Genomic DNA, 16,949 nt, shown 5'->3' with positions numbered 1-16,949 from the left:
GTATAATTTAACTAATTAATATCCCAAAAGACATCATGATAATAAAAATTCAGACTATTCTTATAGTTAACAAATATGCCATTAGCTTGTGCTTTTTCTTCCTCACTCATCTTACCAGCAAGGCTTTCTTCCTCTAATTCCAATATTGAGTAGAGCGACTGCATACGTTCAGTACCAGCAGCAGAGAGATATAAATCTAAATAGGCTTGCGCTTTGATCCGATCGGGAGTCACAAAATGATAGGATGCGCTATCGCCGAGCAGAATCTTAACTACCGTTGCCAAAGAGGTAATATCACCTTGCTCTAACGCCATCAGTCGCCATTGATAGGCATCTTCAAAACGGCCTTTGCTCTCTAAAATACCGATGTAGCGTCTCATAGCAGGGATATAGTTTGTCTTCGCAGCCGCGAGATAGAGCTCTCTCACCTTGGTCTCCCTTTCCCCAGGCATTAAAAACAGGCTTCCACCCGCTTGAACTTGCTTTGCTTTATCCATCAATGCTCGTGGATGATTAAAACTGACCGCTTTATCGAGATAGTAGCTATACATCTCGTTATCCATACCTTTGTAAAACTGGGCAAGCTCGTAAGTGGCTTGTGCAGGATCATCTCGTCCTAAACGAATCAAACTATCGTAATACTGGCTTTTCCAATACTGCACATCGCGATCTCTTAACCACTTGGCATCAGTATAAAGATGTTTCATGGCGCGACGATTGCCTAATTCTGCGGCTTTAAGCAGATATTCACGCGCTTCAGGAGGCGTTCTAATGGTCGTTTTGTAGTTCGAAAGCTCCATCGCGTAGAGAAAGGCGGCATCCGAATTGTCGTTGTCTGCCGCGTACTGGAGGTATGGTCGCGATTCCATATTTTTGTATTGCGCTCGAAGCAGTCGTCCGGTAGCAAACGCTTTTTCTGGAGACATATTTCCTACTTCATACACTTCTGCTGCAGACGTTTCTTGCTCAGCATGTAACACCATCGAAGGAAATAAGGAGAGCGCTAAAATGGCATATGTTTTATTAATCCACATTGACGCGACTTCCAAACTTGACGCTTGCGGAACACACAATGATAGACGTTGGCAGAAATCCATCATGAACCGTTTCCATATTACCCACTACAATACTCTGACTCATTATATTTCCTTAACTGACTAACCATTTATCCATAAACACGTAAGCAAAAATCATTCCCTTCAATTACGCTTACTTAAGAATAAAGCCCCACAGCCCGAGCGGGCAACAAATTGCCCAACCGAGCAACAAATTGCCCGAGCGGGCATAATATTGCCTATATGATAATCAATACTCAGCCTTTACCCATCAAAATTAAAAACAATACACTCATTAAATTAAATAAAATCAGGAACCAATCACTACAAATAGAATTAATGACAAAAAACTAACATAAAGCTGACATTGTTTTACATAGAAATAAAATGAATTAATCCTCCAATCATTCTATATGTTTTAAATAAACGCATAGCATCAGGTTAAATCGACACTGTTAACTTATTTCTTTGGGATTCACTAAGCTATATTAATGATATTAATAAGCTAGTTACATTAATTAATCGTATCATCATCGCCGTTCAACCAGAAACTGGCATTTCTAGGTCAAATCAGTACAATTCTGCGTTCTCCACCACCATCCACTGCGAGCCAGAGAAAATGCCGACACCAGCGCCCTGTTTTACTGCCTTTAAAAAACCTATTGAAGGCTACTCTCTGCCTGAGCGCTTTACTTTCCCATTTTGTTACGAGCCGCATCCGCTTTGCGAATTAGCGGCAAGCCAGCTGCAACAACACCTGCTGAACCAGCAGAATTGGCAACATAATTTTGGGCTCGATAATCACGGCGTGCTAAACCAGCATCCGGAAGCTATCGGGAAAATGTTTGGCGTTTTAGTGGTGCGTAAACAAAGTGGAGAGCTAGGGTACCTGTCTGCATTCTCGGGGAAGTTAGCTGAGCAAAACCTGCTGCCGCATTTTGTGCCGCCTATATTTGACATGCTCACTAACGATGGTTTTTTCTTGGAAGGCAGCGTGCCAATCAATCAAATTAATCAGCAAGTTGAACAATTGGAGTGCGATCCACAGCGTGCGCTACTTCAGCGGCAATGGGCCACGGCTCAACAGCAGGCGCAAGATGAATTAGAAGCGCATCGCCAGCTGATGATTCAAGGTCGTGAACAGCGTAAACAACAACGCATCCTTGCCCAGCAATCAAATGATGCCCAACAATTGCGCGAAACCTTGGATTGTCTCGCCAAACAAAGTGTGGCTGAAAAAGCGTCCCTCAAACAATTAAAGCGCAAGTGGGACGTCAACCTCAACGAACTACAAGCGCAAATAGACGCATTTCAAGAACAAATTGATGCGTTAAAAGAGCAGCGTAAAAATCTCTCTAATGCGTTGCAGCAACGACTTTTTTCTCACTATCGATTTCTCAATCAATACGGCACTGAAAAATCTCTGGGGGAGATTTTCCGTCTTACGGCTAACCCTGTTCCACCAGCAGGATCTGGAGAATGCGCCGCACCAAAATTGCTGCACTACGCGTTTCAACATCAGATGACACCGATTTCACTCGCCGAATTCTGGTGGGGAGCGTCACCAAAATCTGAAATTCGTCAACACAAGAAATTCTATCCTGCTTGTCAAAACAAGTGCCAACCGATTTTGGCTCACATGCTTGATGGGCTGAAGCTCGATGATAACCCGCTATTGCATAACCCAGCGCAAGGCAAAGAGATCGACATCATCTATCAGGATGAAGCCATTATTGTCGTCAACAAACCTGCCGAGTTTCTATCCGTTCCCGGAGTCAACATTCAGGACTCGGTTTATACTCGTCTGCAACAAACGTTTAGCTCAGATGAAGGGCTTTTTGTGATCCACCGCCTCGATATGTCTACTTCAGGTTTATTGGTGTTTGCTCTCACCCGCCGAGCCAATAAAAGCCTGCAAAAGCAATTTATTACTCGCGGCGTTGAAAAACGCTATCTTGCCTTACTCGCAGGTGAATTACAGCAATCGCATGGTGACATTCGCTTACCGCTGCGGGGCGATTTAGATGACAGGCCGCGTCAATTGGTCTGTTTTGAACATGGCAAACCCGCTGACACTCACTGGCAATTAATTGAATGCCAAGATGGATTCAGTAAAGTCTACCTCTACCCCAAAACAGGACGAACCCACCAATTGCGTGTGCATTGCGCTCATGTGGAAGGACTCAACCTGCCCATCGTTGGCGACGATCTTTATGGCACGAAAGGAGCGCGTTTACATCTACATGCTGAGTCGCTGAGCTTTGATCATCCTTATACCAAGCAAAGGATGACATTCACGGTGGATGCCGAGTTTTGATCGACATTCCGCTTTAGTGACATTGAGGTGACAAATCCTGACTTAGCACAGCTATAATTTCGTGAATGCGAACCTTTTTCTAAGTGCTTAACGTTGAGAACACGGCTGCTGTACCTTTTGATCACACTCACCGCAGTGCTAGGACAATCAAACCTAGCACACGGGCAAGAGCAAACGCTGCAAGATCGTTGGCAGCATTTTCTACGCCAAGCCGAATCGCTATCGGCTGCGCGAGCCTTGCCATTGCAAAGTATTAACTCATACCCTATCGATCTTCTGCTCAGCGCCAGCGCCTATCCTGATTTTTCCCGTTATTCATGGCAAACCATAACTGAGCTCAAAGCGATAGCCTCACAGTGCGCACTGTCGCCCGGTTTATCAAAAACCTTGGCATCACGCCCTGAATTGCAAAAAGCAGCGTCGTTTGAACTCGCTTTATGCCAAGGCGATGAATTGCCCATCCGTTGGTTTAAGACTGCTCCGTTTCTGCATCCTGCAGGCGGGAGCTACGCAGAGCGATACTTAGCTTTTTCTACTCATAACATAACGGCCGAGCAAAACGCCGAGCTACAGCCCTACACAACTCTCTCTAACCCTCAGCATCCGCTGTACACCTTTTTTACCGATTTAGAAACGGCAGGGCGAGATGCCTTGGTCAGCGGTTATCGCGCTTATATTGACCGTCAACAACGGCTATGGATCAGTGGCGATTTCGGTATTCGCGTACTGAGCGCATTGCAATGGAAAAAAGTCGCGCTCGATCAGCAATTGGTATTGTCGGCCATCACAGCGGCTACTCAAAGTTGCCAATTACGCTACAGTAATCTGTGTGTCTCTAGCCAAGAAAAACCCAATATCTCACTGTGGTTATCAGTCATATTACTGCTGTTGCTCGCAGCAACGCTGAGTAGGACGCTCTGGTTACGCCGCCAACAAGCCAAAGAAAAACGCTTTATTTTACAGTTGCTAACACATGAACTACGCACCCCTATCACCAGTCTTGGCTTGACCGTTGAGCAGTTTCGCCAGCAATTTGATACTCTGCCAGAGCTGGCCCAAGATACATTCGGCCGCTTACTGGCCGATCACCAACGTTTAGCTCAGCTTGCTCAGACCAGTAAAGGATTTTTGAGTAGCGACCCAAATGAGCCGTTTCAATGTCAAACCGCTTATCTCTCAGATTGGTTAGATCACTGCGTAGCGAAACACGAACTCAGCTATGAACTGACACAAGATATCGAGCTCACACTGCCGTATTACTGGCTTGGGATCTGTTTGGATAACTTGATCCGTAATGCCAAGCAACATGGTCAAGGGACAATCTCAATAACGGCCAGCGTGACTGACACTCAACTGCGGCTTTGCGTTAGCGATGAAGGCGAGTTTCCCTCTCGTCTAAAACGGCTATTTTCCCGTTCTCGCACGGCTTCCAATATGGGGATTGGGCTCCGTCTTGTGAGCCATTTGATGCTTAAAATGGGCGGCAAACTGACGTGTAAAGCCCACCCCACTCGCTGCCAATTGGAATTACCATTATGAACACACTGTTATTGGTCGAAGATGATCCCCTACTCGGGCAAGGTTTGCATGATTACTTGCTACAGCAAGGTTTTGATTGTTTGTGGGTACAGCAGCTCTCACAAGTCAAAAAAGCATGGTTTCGCGCCGATTTGGTGATTTTAGATAGACAACTGGCTCAAGGAGACAGCTTGGATCATCTACCTCAATGGCTAATGGCCAAAGCCGTGCCAGTGATCATCCTGACGGCCAAAATCGAGGTTGAGCAAAAAATAGCAGGTCTGATGGCGGGGGCAAAAGACTACGTCACCAAGCCATTTTCGCAACAAGAATTACTGGCGCGAATTCAAGCGCAACTGCGACCATTAGGAGAAAGCTTGCTTTCCTACGCTGACATTGCCATTGATCTCTCAAAGCGCAGCGTTACCTTAGGTGAGCAGTTGATGACGCTAAAACCGAAACAGTTTCAGCTATTACTGCTGCTGGTTCAAAACCAAGGACGTGTTTTTCACCGTGATGAACTACTCAATAAAGTGTGGGGCTACCAAGCCTTTCCCTCAACTCGAACCGTCGATAATCATGTTTTACAGCTGAGGCAGCAGTTACCCTCACTCAATATCGAAACCGTTCGTGGCGTTGGGTATCGTTTAGTCGAGGTGTCCAATGCGTAACCTTTGGCTGTTTGCACTGTTCGTCGTTAGTCCAAGCCACGCCGTGAGTGATGATTGGTTTATGGCAACACCACTGCAATCAACCTATCGCGCTTTAGCGAACCATCAGCCACAGCTTGCCTGGCAAGAGTTGATCCTCGCACTCAATAACCAAACCATTGCCACGCCACACTGGGAAAGCGTCAAGCATGCCATTATTGAACAAACCCAATGTGGCCAACAGCTCTTAAGCGATGTGGTACCAAATGCGGCGCTGATCAAAGTCTCGATACAAAAAAAAACCAACGTGATGCAGCAAGGTTACCAGTTCAAATTATCAATGGAAGGAGCAGAGCTGCCTAGTCAGGTTGAACTTCTTGGCCCTGACAATGGCTTGCTCATCTCACAGAGCCAAGTAACGTCATCAGCCCCTTATATAGAATTAGAAAGCCCAGAACTGCTCTTTGCTCCGCAAGATGGCGTTTATCGACTGACACTCGACAAACAACACTATTGGTTAGTTCTTACCATGCCTTTTGGCTCCACATGGTTGCAATCCGCCTCTCCCAACGGTGGCTACCCACTAACACTTGAGTCCCCCACAGTATTGACAAACTGCCCCCCAACAAGCCTTGCTTGGCAATGGTTTGACGACCAATTTCAGTTAATCAAGCAGCAAGATATGGTAGCTATGAGTAATACTCAGCAATTATTAAATAAACCAAGCTCATCCCCCAGCTCGGCTAAATGGCTCAGTACTCTGATCAAAACTGTCGAATATCAAGGAGCAATCAAAGTGGAATATGTACAACGTTTGACTCTGCCAAATCAGGCTCAATGAAGACATCAGGGTGACAATTGAATTGTCGATTTCTTATGTAATCAACACACCGAGACACACTGGAAATGACAAACCATGTATAAACCACTTTGTTCTTTATTGATCACTTGTACGCCACTTTTAGCGTTGGCTAGCCAATCACAACCGGCGTCAATTACACTGCATAATCAAAACCAAACCGTGCAAATAGAGCCACAAAATTTTGCTATTGATTGGCAGCAAAATGCCCAGCTAACCATTAACCAAGGCCAGCTAACCGTTAACGGCCAGCCACAGCAAGTCAGCCAACTGCAACAAGATAATCAACATCACGCCTCTTGGCTGCTTGTTCCTAGCCAGTTAAAGGTCGAGGCTAATTTACAACAAACATTGAAGCTGTCGATTACCGCGAGCGCTGAGAGTAAGATCTCTCGTGCTAAACCGTTAACCGTGCAGTGGTTTGAACTGCCTGAGCAGCAAAGCAAAACGCTCATTCTTCCTTTTAGTGAAGGAATGCGGATTCCAACTGATAACCCACAGTGGGTGAACTACCTCATAGCGGAACGCTCTGCCAGCAATACCACGCAAGATCTCAAAATGCCATTTTGGAGTGTAGAAGCTGGCAATGAGCAGTATGTGAGCTACCAACTCAATACCGCCACCAACAACAAACTCAATTTTAGCGCCAAGCAAAACAAGCTGGACATGCAAGCCACGCACGCTTTCACTCTGCTCAACAAAGATGAGCCTTTTGAGGTGGAAATCTCCCTTGGCAACTCACCACTAGATGGTGCCAAACGCTACCGTCAGTGGCGAAAAGAGAATGGGCTATCACAAACGCTCGAACAAAAAGCGCAGCAAAACCCAGCCATAAAACAGCTTATCGGCGCAAGTCATGTCTACTTGTTTGGCCAAGACTTAGTGTCCAAACAAGATGTGACGGATTTCTGGGCACTTAAAGAATGGTATTTTAAGCAGCCCCAGTGGGTAGCATCAAACGAAGCGCTCAAAGAGCTTAAGCCACTCGTTAAAGGAAAAGATTTTTTCAACAACTACAATAAGCGGTTGTTGATTGACGAAGTGAACCGCTCGCTCAATGCTTGGATAAAAGAGCAACCTTCAACCCAAGAAGCAGGGATAGCTAGCCAATACCAAGCCGCTCAGGCACGAAAAGCATGGCTCGCAGAGCAGAAACTACCGTTTCTACGTGATGCCAGCACTTGGGGACAGGGGCTATCGACATCCATGATTGACGCACTCAGCTCAGCTGGTTTGCAGCACCTCTGGCTAGGTTTGGATAATTGGATGCCCGCCTTTTACCAGCCACAAGTGGTTGATCAAGCGAAACAGGCTGGCTACTTAGTTGGGGTGTACGACTCCTACAATACCGCCATTGCAAAAGGCATCAACGATGGTTGGCTTACCGCGCAGCTACCGGATGTAATGCGCAAGCAATGTGCGATAGAAAACGCCGACGGCAAAAAACAAAAAGGGTTTCGTGGCAACGGCTTTTATCTCAACCCTGCCTGCCAATTAGGCTTTGTGCAGCAACGCATTGAGGCGATTTTAAAATATGGCCGCTTTAACAGCCTGTTTCTTGATGTGGATGGGACCGGAATGGCCCGTGAAGATTACTCATACCAAGAGGACCAAGGAATGAAAGAAAGCGCGATGCTGGAGGCATTTAATCAACGCATGCGCTGGATAGCCAATGAACAGAATGTGGTTCTCGGCTCTGAAGATGGTAACAGCCTGACGACACAAGGGCTCTCTTTTGCTCATGGTTTAGAAACGGTAGGATTTGGCTGGACAGATCCTGATATGAAAACTAACCGCCAATCGCCTTACTTTCTTGGAGCATGGTTCCCAACAACGAGCCCTGATTTTTTCTTTAAACCCGCGCAAGTCAAAGAGCCGTACAAAACACTGTTATTTGCACCGCAATACCGTATTCCTCTCTATCAAACCGTGTTCCATGATGAGGTGATCAACAGTCACCACTGGCACAACGACAGCGTGAAGTTTTCCAACGTGCAAGCGGAGCGAGATTTAATCGCCATGCTGTATAACACCCCAGCGATGATTCACCTTAGCCGTGATGAAGCGACGCCTAACAGCGCACGAGTTAACGCATTACGCCGTTATCAGCAAGGGTTTGCACCAATCCATGAAGTCGTGTGGAACCAACCTTTAGTCGATTTTAAATGGCTTGATGAACAAGGGATGGTACAACAAACAACCTTTGGTGATGGCAGTAAAATTACCGCCAATTTCTCTACGCAACCATATAAAAAAGAGGATAAGAAAATAGTTCCAGCCTTGAGTATTCAAGCTGAGCTCAGCAATGGGCAAAACCTCATTTGGGCATCGGATACGCTAAAGACAGAAAAATAGTCTCATCTCTCACTCATTAAAAGATAAATAACTCATTAAAAAATAAATAATAGTGCGACACTTCAAGGAGGAAGTGTCCATTTCTATCATTCAGCAACCATAGCCAGTAGCACAAATACAATATGAACAAACAAAACTAGACGACTGGTCTAATTTGAATTATAGTGCCGTCCATGAATACAAAAACCCATGATACTCGCCAACACATCCTTGAGGTCGGTTACCAACTTGTCGTAACCAAAGGCTTCACCAGCGTAGGCTTGTCTGAATTATTAAAAACCGCTGATGTGCCCAAAGGCTCTTTCTATCACTACTTTAAGTCAAAAGAGCAATTTGGCGAGGCACTGATTACGGACTATTTTCAGCACTATTTAGTACGGATTAATGCCCTTTTTGACCAAGAAGAAGGCAATGCCTATCAACACTTGATGCATTATTGGCAATGTTGGTATGAGCAGAGCAATGGCTTATGTAACGCACAGCGCTGCTTGGTGGTGAAATTAAGCGCTGAAGTTTCAGACTTGTCTGATGCGATGCGTATTGCTTTACTTAAAGGTGCAGATAGCATTATTGAGGCGGTCGGAAAATGTATCCAGCAAGGGATCGACGACGGCTCCATTCACGTACAACACAGCCAGCAAACCGCAGAATTGCTTTATAACCTTTGGCTCGGCGCAAGTTTGCTCAGTAAACTGCGTCAAGATAACCAAGGGCTTGCACAAGCGCTTACGAGCACCGAACACATTTTGCAAGGCCAGTGCCCTAGTTAAGATTCACCCGCTATTTCGATAGCGGTTTTTTTGAAACCCAAACTAGACGACTGGTCTAATTTAAAATAATAAAGGACTCTCCAATGACTGAACAAACTAACCGCCGCATTGTACTCGCTTCACGCCCTGTCGGTGCACCAACGCCTGCTAACTTTCGCTTAGAACATGCGCCTAAACCAACACCTGCCGCTGGTGAAGTGCTGCTGCGTAGTGTTTATCTTTCACTTGACCCCTACATGCGCGGCCGCATGAGTGACGCTAAATCGTACGCCGATCCTGTCGCAATTGATGATGTCATGGTAGGCGGGACCGTGTGTCAAGTGGAAGTATCAAACCACCCAAAATTTGAGCAAGGTGAGTGGGTACTCGCTTATACCGGATGGCAGGATTACGCTATTTCTAACGGCGAAGGTTTACTTAAACTCGGTAAAAATCCAACCTCACCCTCATACGCACTAGGCATCATGGGAATGCCCGGTTTTACCGCTTATATGGGTTTGCTAGACATCGGCCAACCGAAGCAAGGTGAAACGGTGGTAGTCGCCGCAGCTACTGGCCCAGTAGGGGCAACGGTTGGTCAAATTGCTAAAATCAAAGGCTGCCAAGTGGTGGGCATTGCTGGCGGTGAGGAAAAATGTCGTTACGCTAAAGAAGTATTAGGTTTTGATGAATGTATTGATCACAAAGCTGACGATTTTGCAGAGCAATTGGCTAAAACATGTGCTCAAGGGATTGACGTTTACTACGAAAATGTCGGTGGCAAAGTCTTTGATGCGGTTTTACCTCTGCTTAACACAGCAGCGCGAGTTCCGCTGTGTGGTTTGATTTCTCAATACAATGCAACGTCGCTGCCTGAAGGACCTGATCGCCTCTCTATGCTGATGGGCACCTTGCTTACCAAACGAATCCGCATGCAAGGTTTCATTATTTTTGATGACTACGGCCATCGCTATAACGAATTTGCTACTGATATGACTCAATGGCTAAGCGAAGGGAAAGTGAAATACCGCGAGCAACTGATTGACGGTTTAGAAAACGCACCACAAGCCTTTATTGGTCTATTGGAAGGCAAAAACTTTGGCAAACTGGTTATCCAAATCAACCAACCACTTTAATAAGGACCACATAATGATCAAACTTCACCATCTAAATAAATCACGCTCTAAGCGCATAATCTGGTTACTTGAAGAATTAGGGGTTGAGTATCAAGTGGTTCCATATCAACGTGATAGCGTGACCTTTCTGGCACCGCCCGAGCTAAAAAGCGTGCATCCGTTAGGTAAGTCACCTGTGATTGAAGATAATGGCTTGGTGATTGCTGAATCTGGCGCCATTACCGATTACTTGATAGAAAAATACGGCCAACACTTTGCGCCTCAGCGTGGCAGCGTGGAATATGTGCAATACCAGCAATGGCTCCACTTTGCGGAAAGCTCTGCCATATTGCCGCTGCTATTAAAGATGTTTGTTGCCAAAGATGGCTGCCAAACCAATTTCCTTGGTGGCTATGCAGAAAGCGAAACGGCCAAAGTGATGAGTTATTTTGACCAGTGTTTAGCGGGTAAACGCTACTTAGTGGCCGACCAACTCACTGGCGCTGATTTCATGATGTCATTCATTGCTGAAATATTGCTGACCAACGGAGCGATTACTCACTTCCCGAATATTGAACGTTACTTAGAGCAGCTCGCCACTCACCCTGCTTATCTAAAATCGAACCAAATCGAAGCGCAATACGCCTAACCTTAGGTTCCTGATGACGCCACTTCGACGATAACGAAGTGGCGTTTTTATTTCCATTATGGAAATGACTACTTGATGTATTATCAATAGTGAAAAGTAACCAAGCACATTAGGATTAAACCATAGTAATATAAGGGTTTAATTCATGAGCCATTCACTCGATACACAGCAACGCTTCCAAGCCATCGTCACTGACGCACACCTCTCGCCTAAACAAAAGTCACACTTCCTTGCGCTAGAGGCCGAAGCAAGCTTGCCCTATCTGAAACTCTCTCCTGAGTTGGCTCGAGCAATGGAACAAGGCATTATCTGCGATATGTTTGAAGGCCATGCCCCTTTTAAACCACGTTACGTGTTGCCTGACTACGCAAAATTTTTAGCACAAGGCAGTGAGTATTTAGAGCTTTCGCCTGCCAGTAATTTTGATGAAGCACTCAATATGCTGACCATTTTGTACCATCACGTGCCTTCAGTGACCTCTATTCCTGTCTATTTGGGGCAATTGGATTGCGTGTTATTGCCCTATGTGGGCGAACTGAGCGAAGCGTCGATTTATCAAAAATTGAAGCTGTTTTGGATCATGCTTGATCGTACTCTGCCCGATGCTTTCATGCACGCCAACATCGGCCCGAGCGACAATATTATTTGTCGTACTATTTTACATATCGATGCTGAACTGAAACAGATCGCTCCCAACCTTACCTTCATGTATGACCCTTCCATCACTCCTGACGATTTACTGTGCCAAGCGACCGATAATATCTGTCAATGCAGTAAACCGCACATCGCCAACTATCCGATTCATACCACCGCCTATGGCGAGCAAGGTTTTGGTATTGTCAGTTGCTACAACTCGCTTCCTTTAGCGGGAGGCTGCAATACTTTAGTCAGAATGAATTTAAAAGAGGCCGCGAAAAAAGCCTGTGACCGCCAAACATTTTTCGATCAGATTCTACCCACTTACAGCCAATATATGATTGAGCTGATGGATGTTCGAGCTGCTCATCTGCACCAACAATCTCATTTTTTTGAAGGTTTTCTGACTCAAGAAGGGTTGATTGAAGAATCTCGTTTCGCACCGATGTTTGGCATTTATGGCATGGCTGAAGCCGTTAATCTATTACTGGAAAAGGAGCAGAGTAACGCTCGTTATGGCCATGATGATATCGCCAACCAATTAGGCATCGCCATTTCCGCCAAGCTGGCCGACATTGTACAAAACTCACCAGTCAAATATGGCTTCAACGGCCGTGCTTTGCTGCACGCACAAGGTGGTATCAGCCTTGATCTTGATATCACTCCGGGCGTGCGCATCCCTTATGGTACCGAACCCAACCCGATTGAATATGTGCAAGCAACGGCTGGACATCATCAATATTACACCTCTGGTATCAGCGATATTCTAACTCTGGATGAAACCATAAAGGCCAACCCAGAAGCGATGTTCAACCTATGTAAAGGAGCCCTCCACTCTGGCTATCGCGAATTTACGGCAAACGTGGCTTCGAACGATTTAGTTCGCATTACGGGTTACATGGTGAAACTGTCTGAAATAGCGCAATTTGAGCAGCGCGGATCACGCACCAACACCACGTTTCTTGGGGCAGAAGCGGCCAAAAACACGGCTGTGCTCAAGCGAAAAGCACGCGTGGTTAGCCATGAAATGCAACCGGCTTATCAGCTAAACTCTGTCAGCCAAACTAATGGTGAGTGAAAAACAGCCGCTCCGAGCAAAAGTCAGCCGAGTGCTGACTTTCTCCTGCGTTGATGGCCCGGGCAACCGACTGGTCATTTTTATGCAAGGTTGTAACTTCAATTGCTTGTCTTGCCATAACCCACATACGATTCGTCACTGTCACCATTGCGGTGATTGTGTGCCAACCTGCCCATCGCAAGCGCTGCGCCTCAATGCTGACCAGCAAGTCGAATGGCTAGCAGATAAATGCACTCACTGCGATCGCTGTATTGAGCACTGCGTGCACCAATCAAACCCCAAAATTCATCACTACAGCGTTGAACAACTCGTGGAACTTATCCGCCGAAATCATTATTTCTTAGCCGGTATTACCATTTCAGGGGGGGAAGCGACACTACAGCTTCCGTTTATCATCGCTCTTTTCAAAGCCATCAAACACGATGAAGAATTGAAACATCTCAGCTGTTTTATTGATAGTAATGGCTCACTATCAGAATCGGGATGGGACAAAATATCGCCCTATTTGGATGGAGCGATGATCGATTTAAAAGCTTGGCAAGAGGAAACGCATCGGTGGCTAACCGGACGCAGTAACCATAGAGTGATACGCACTATTTTCCACCTCGCTAAACGGAATAAACTGCACGAAGTGCGACTGCTGCATATACCGGACAAAAGTGATTTAGAGACTGAAATTACCGAAGTGGCGCATCTGATTAACCAGTTGCCTGCGAACGTCAGCATTCGGCTCAACGCCTTCCAACATCACGGTGTGGTCGGCAAGGCCTTAACTTGGCAGCCATGCAGTGAAGGTGAAATGCTACAGTTTCATCGGAAACTGGCCGCTCACTGCCGACACGCTACGCCTAGCGTCGAAAACCACCATATCCATAGGCTACCTATATTAGATTAATAACCCGTACCATTTTGCCTAATGCATAACGCTCACCTATGCTTATCCAAACAGGCACCAACCGTTTAGCAAAAGGCCGAGCACTCGCTCTCATCACATAAAAAGGAAAGCATCATGATTGAATGGGATTTCTTACATCTTTTCGATACTCAAGAGCTCTTTATCTTTTATTAACGAGAACCAATATTATTAACGAGCCAACCTCATTTTAAATAGCAGCCGCAATTTCACCTTCAATATCCTTTTGCGGCTCTTTTTGTACTGGCGGAACTTGCCCTTCTTCTACAGCGTGTTGGTAACATCCACTTAGCTTAATGGCTAAATACATGTCCGCACGAATCACCACGCCGCCGTCACCCGTTGAAATTCCAGCGATCTCACACCATTTTCTCAAACTGCGTTTACGCCCCGCTAGCACTAAACGAATACCTCGTTTTTTCAAAATGCTTTGCACGTCCGATAACATCGCCATGACGCTTAAATCTAAATGGGTAAAACTCGATACCGCATCAATAATCACGCACCCCACACTCATGCCCGCCGATTCAGTGTGAAATAAAATACGACGTTTAAAGTAAGGCGCATTGAAATAAGTCAGCGGAGAGTTGAAACGATAAATCACCAAACCCGGTATTGGTTTCGCCTTCGCTGACGTATCAATCGTGCGAATCGTTCCTTTATCATCCAAACCCAATGTTTGATCACTTGGCCGCATCACGGTGCGTAAGAACTGGAACAGACCCAGTAATACCGCGAGAGTGATGCCGGGGATAACGCCAATAACCAATACAGCGATGAAGGTTAAGCTTGCCAAATAAAAGGCGTCTTTATCACGCTTGTGTAAACTCCAAATCCCTTTCAGATCCAACAACGAGATAGACGCGATAATCAACACAACTCCCAATGCAGCAATCGGAATGTATTGTAGTGGCTGATACGCCACAATCGCGACAAATCCAATCACAATCGCTGCAATAATCGAAACTAATTGCGATTTACCACCATTAGCGTCATTCACCGCCGTACGTGAATCCGCCCCACTGATGGCAAAACCTTGTGAAAATGCAGAAGCAATATTAGCTAAGCCAAGCGCGCGAAACTCTTTGTCGGCGTCAATATCGTAACCATTTTTTGCCGCAAAACTGCGCGCAGTGAGCATCATACTGACAAAGCTCACCATCGCTAAGTTCAAAGCGGGCATGACTAATTCACGGCTCACCCCTAGATCAAATAGAGGGGTTTGGAATATCGGTAACCCACCTTGGATTAAACCAACGACTTTAACGCCAAGATGTTCAGCGCCAAAAAACCACACCCAAAATGCAGCAGCGATTATAGCCAACATCGCTGCTGGCCAATTGGGTCTGACACGCTTACACAGAAAATAAACCACCACTGTCAGCGCACTTATCAATAAGGTTTGCCAATGCAAATCAATCAGCAAGGATGGCGCTTCCACGATACGCTCTAGTAGATATTGCTGCTCATATTTCAACCCAAACACTTTAGCAAATTGACCCACGATAATGGTCAGAGCAACACCGTTTAACAACCCAAGTAAAATAGGGCGAGAGAGAAAATCGGCTAAAATACCGAGTTTGAAACGACTGGCCAGCAAACACCATACACCAGTCATTGCCGTCATTGTCATGACCAACTGCCAGTGTTTGAGAGGATCGCCCATCGCCAGCGGTGTCACTACCGCCGCAATCACTGCGCAAGTTGCCGCGTCTGGGCCTAAGATCAACTGCCTAGACGTGCCAAAAATCGCGTAAACCAACATCGGCAACACGCAGGAATATAAGCCGACAATCGCGCTTACTCCAGTGAGCTGCGCGTACGCTATCGCGACAGGCAGTGCAACCGCAACCACAGAAAGCGCCGCACGTACGTCATCCATCAACCAGCGAGTTTCATAGTCTTTCAGTTGGTGTAAACCCGGCATCCACTGTTGTACAAATGCACTATTCAAATTGCTTCCCCCCTCTTCTCGCAACAAGGTTTTCACATTAAGCATAACTCATTGCTAACAAACTAGCGCTTATAATTGGCTGATTTTATTGAAGTATGAGAAAAAGAAAAAGTGCAGGAAAAAGATCGCCTCCATAGGTCGACTTATGTGAAAATAGCCCACTCCATTTCACTCGCCTAAAGTTGTACTTATGAAATTTCAAGCTGCCATTTTTGATATGGATGGACTGTTACTCGACACGGAACGTGTCTGCCTTACAATATTCGAACAAGCTTGCCACGCAGTTGGCGTCCCATTTTTAAAAGAGGTTTATCTCTCGGCTATTGGTCGCAATGCGGCAGGCATTGAACAAGCACTGCGCGCAGGCTACGGGCCAGAATTAGACTATCCGGTATTACATACGGAGTGGCGTAAACGTTACGATGCCGTTGTGAAACACCAGGCGATCCCAGTGAAAGAAGGGGTTATCGAGTTATTACAATGGTTAAAAGCCAATCGTGTTCCTACTGCTGTCGCAACATCAACCCAAAAAGACGTAGCACAAATTAAGCTGCGCCTTTCAGGCCTTGAGCAATACTTTGACTCGTTCACAACCGGTTGTGAAGTGACACATGGCAAACCCGATCCTGAGATTTATCTACTCGCTGCGCAACGTCTTGACGCTGAACCGACCCAATGCTTAGCCTTTGAAGATTCTAATAACGGCGTGCGATCCGCCGTGAGTGCGAATATGATCACCTACCAAATTCCTGATCTCGTCGAACCCAGTGAAGAAGTTTTGGCGCTTGGACACCAAGTGGTCCCCTCACTACATCACGTTTTAACGGCACTGAAAAACAGTAATTGATCGGTTTTTCATACGCCGCCTGTTTGATTTCGATTGCCATAACTAAACAGCGTGATATTGGTATTGCAATTACAGATAGCTAACAAGTAACAAGGGGGTATCATTGATACCCCCTTGTTTAATCAATAAGAAATATTCGTTAATGTTTAGGTGGCGTACCTTCACAATTAGAAACCACAGCGTCAATTTGTATTAACGCATCCATAGGCAGCTCTGAAACACCAATCACGGTTCTCGCAGGTAGCTCATGGTTA

General features: G+C 45.9%; 13 protein-coding genes. 11 read left to right on the top strand and 2 right to left on the bottom strand.

Features of this window, described 5'->3' with window-relative positions; translation table 11 throughout:
* Window positions 1–11: 11 nt before the first annotated feature.
* The gene (locus B9J84_RS03980) at window positions 12–1,100 is read right to left on the bottom strand and encodes a hypothetical protein (protein ID WP_094123580.1); all 1,089 of its coding nucleotides are present in this window, start codon (window positions 1,098–1,100) and stop codon (window positions 12–14) included.
* A 574-nt stretch (window positions 1,101–1,674) separates the two neighbouring features.
* Between B9J84_RS03980 and B9J84_RS03975 the strand changes: the two genes are divergently transcribed.
* From B9J84_RS03975 to B9J84_RS03930, 10 genes are all read left to right on the top strand, one after another.
* Window positions 1,675–3,372, top strand: coding sequence for an RluA family pseudouridine synthase (locus tag B9J84_RS03975; RefSeq protein WP_094123579.1), 1,698 nt, complete (start codon window positions 1,675–1,677; stop codon window positions 3,370–3,372).
* Window positions 3,373–3,465: 93 nt separating this feature from the next.
* Entirely contained in the window at window positions 3,466–4,911 is a 1,446-nt protein-coding gene (locus B9J84_RS03970) for a DUF3404 domain-containing protein (protein WP_094123578.1), read from the top strand.
* A complete protein-coding gene (locus B9J84_RS03965; protein WP_013868288.1) occupies window positions 4,908–5,561 on the top strand; it encodes a response regulator transcription factor in 654 nt (217 codons plus the stop codon). The genes B9J84_RS03970 and B9J84_RS03965 overlap by 4 nt, the downstream gene beginning before the upstream one ends.
* Window positions 5,554–6,381 carry a DUF2861 family protein gene (locus B9J84_RS03960; RefSeq protein WP_094123577.1) on the top strand — a complete coding sequence of 276 codons (828 nt, stop codon included), beginning with the start codon at window positions 5,554–5,556 and terminating at the stop codon, window positions 6,379–6,381. Before B9J84_RS03965 ends, B9J84_RS03960 begins: the two co-directional genes overlap by 8 nt.
* Window positions 6,382–6,456: 75 nt before the next feature.
* Entirely contained in the window at window positions 6,457–8,754 is a 2,298-nt protein-coding gene (locus tag B9J84_RS03955; protein WP_094123576.1) for a glycoside hydrolase, read from the top strand.
* A gap of 173 nt (window positions 8,755–8,927) precedes the next feature.
* On the top strand, window positions 8,928–9,524 hold the full coding sequence (locus tag B9J84_RS03950; RefSeq protein ID WP_038148298.1) for a TetR/AcrR family transcriptional regulator: 597 nt from the start codon (window positions 8,928–8,930) through the stop codon (window positions 9,522–9,524).
* An 83-nt stretch (window positions 9,525–9,607) separates the two neighbouring features.
* The gene (locus tag B9J84_RS03945; RefSeq protein ID WP_094123575.1) at window positions 9,608–10,639 is read left to right on the top strand and encodes an NADP-dependent oxidoreductase; all 1,032 of its coding nucleotides are present in this window, start codon (window positions 9,608–9,610) and stop codon (window positions 10,637–10,639) included.
* Window positions 10,640–10,652: 13 nt separating this feature from the next.
* Complete coding sequence (locus tag B9J84_RS03940; RefSeq protein WP_010319179.1) at window positions 10,653–11,267, top strand: glutathione S-transferase family protein; 615 nt, start codon at window positions 10,653–10,655, stop codon at window positions 11,265–11,267.
* A 145-nt stretch (window positions 11,268–11,412) separates the two neighbouring features.
* On the top strand, window positions 11,413–12,981 hold the full coding sequence (locus B9J84_RS03935) for a YjjI family glycine radical enzyme (protein WP_094123574.1): 1,569 nt from the start codon (window positions 11,413–11,415) through the stop codon (window positions 12,979–12,981).
* Window positions 12,971–13,876: a YjjW family glycine radical enzyme activase gene (locus B9J84_RS03930; protein WP_404206334.1), complete on the top strand. Its 906-nt coding sequence runs from the start codon at window positions 12,971–12,973 to the stop codon at window positions 13,874–13,876. Before B9J84_RS03935 ends, B9J84_RS03930 begins: the two co-directional genes overlap by 11 nt.
* A 208-nt stretch (window positions 13,877–14,084) precedes the next feature.
* Here the strand turns inward: B9J84_RS03930 and B9J84_RS03925 are convergent, their stop codons facing one another.
* Window positions 14,085–15,821 carry a SulP family inorganic anion transporter gene (locus tag B9J84_RS03925; RefSeq protein WP_050934249.1) on the bottom strand — a complete coding sequence of 579 codons (1,737 nt, stop codon included), beginning with the start codon at window positions 15,819–15,821 and terminating at the stop codon, window positions 14,085–14,087.
* Window positions 15,822–16,038: 217 nt separating this feature from the next.
* Between B9J84_RS03925 and B9J84_RS03920 the strand changes: the two genes are divergently transcribed.
* Window positions 16,039–16,695, top strand: coding sequence for an HAD family phosphatase (locus B9J84_RS03920; protein WP_094123573.1), 657 nt, complete (start codon window positions 16,039–16,041; stop codon window positions 16,693–16,695).
* Window positions 16,696–16,949: the final 254 nt, after the last annotated feature.

Source organism: Vibrio sp. V03_P4A6T147, from assembly GCF_002241085.1.
GTDB classification, from domain to species: Bacteria; Pseudomonadota; Gammaproteobacteria; order Enterobacterales; family Vibrionaceae; genus Vibrio; species Vibrio anguillarum.
This window is presented reverse-complemented; position numbering and strand designations above follow the sequence as displayed.

Bases quoted from the DNA above. Each gene is read 5' to 3' on its own strand.
- B9J84_RS03980 (WP_094123580.1), bottom strand. From the start codon at position 1,100: ATGATGGATTTCTGCCAACGTCTATCATTGTGTGTTCCGCAAGCGTCA.
- B9J84_RS03975 (WP_094123579.1), top strand. From the start codon at position 1,675: ATGCCGACACCAGCGCCCTGTTTTACTGCCTTTAAAAAACCTATTGAA.
- B9J84_RS03965 (WP_013868288.1), top strand. From the start codon at position 4,908: ATGAACACACTGTTATTGGTCGAAGATGATCCCCTACTCGGGCAAGGT.
- B9J84_RS03960 (WP_094123577.1), top strand. From the start codon at position 5,554: ATGCGTAACCTTTGGCTGTTTGCACTGTTCGTCGTTAGTCCAAGCCAC.
- B9J84_RS03955 (WP_094123576.1), top strand. From the start codon at position 6,457: ATGTATAAACCACTTTGTTCTTTATTGATCACTTGTACGCCACTTTTA.
- B9J84_RS03950 (WP_038148298.1), top strand. From the start codon at position 8,928: ATGAATACAAAAACCCATGATACTCGCCAACACATCCTTGAGGTCGGT.
- B9J84_RS03945 (WP_094123575.1), top strand. From the start codon at position 9,608: ATGACTGAACAAACTAACCGCCGCATTGTACTCGCTTCACGCCCTGTC.
- B9J84_RS03940 (WP_010319179.1), top strand. From the start codon at position 10,653: ATGATCAAACTTCACCATCTAAATAAATCACGCTCTAAGCGCATAATC.
- B9J84_RS03935 (WP_094123574.1), top strand. From the start codon at position 11,413: ATGAGCCATTCACTCGATACACAGCAACGCTTCCAAGCCATCGTCACT.
- B9J84_RS03930 (WP_404206334.1), top strand. From the start codon at position 12,971: ATGGTGAGTGAAAAACAGCCGCTCCGAGCAAAAGTCAGCCGAGTGCTG.
- B9J84_RS03925 (WP_050934249.1), bottom strand. From the start codon at position 15,821: ATGCCGGGTTTACACCAACTGAAAGACTATGAAACTCGCTGGTTGATG.
- B9J84_RS03920 (WP_094123573.1), top strand. From the start codon at position 16,039: ATGAAATTTCAAGCTGCCATTTTTGATATGGATGGACTGTTACTCGAC.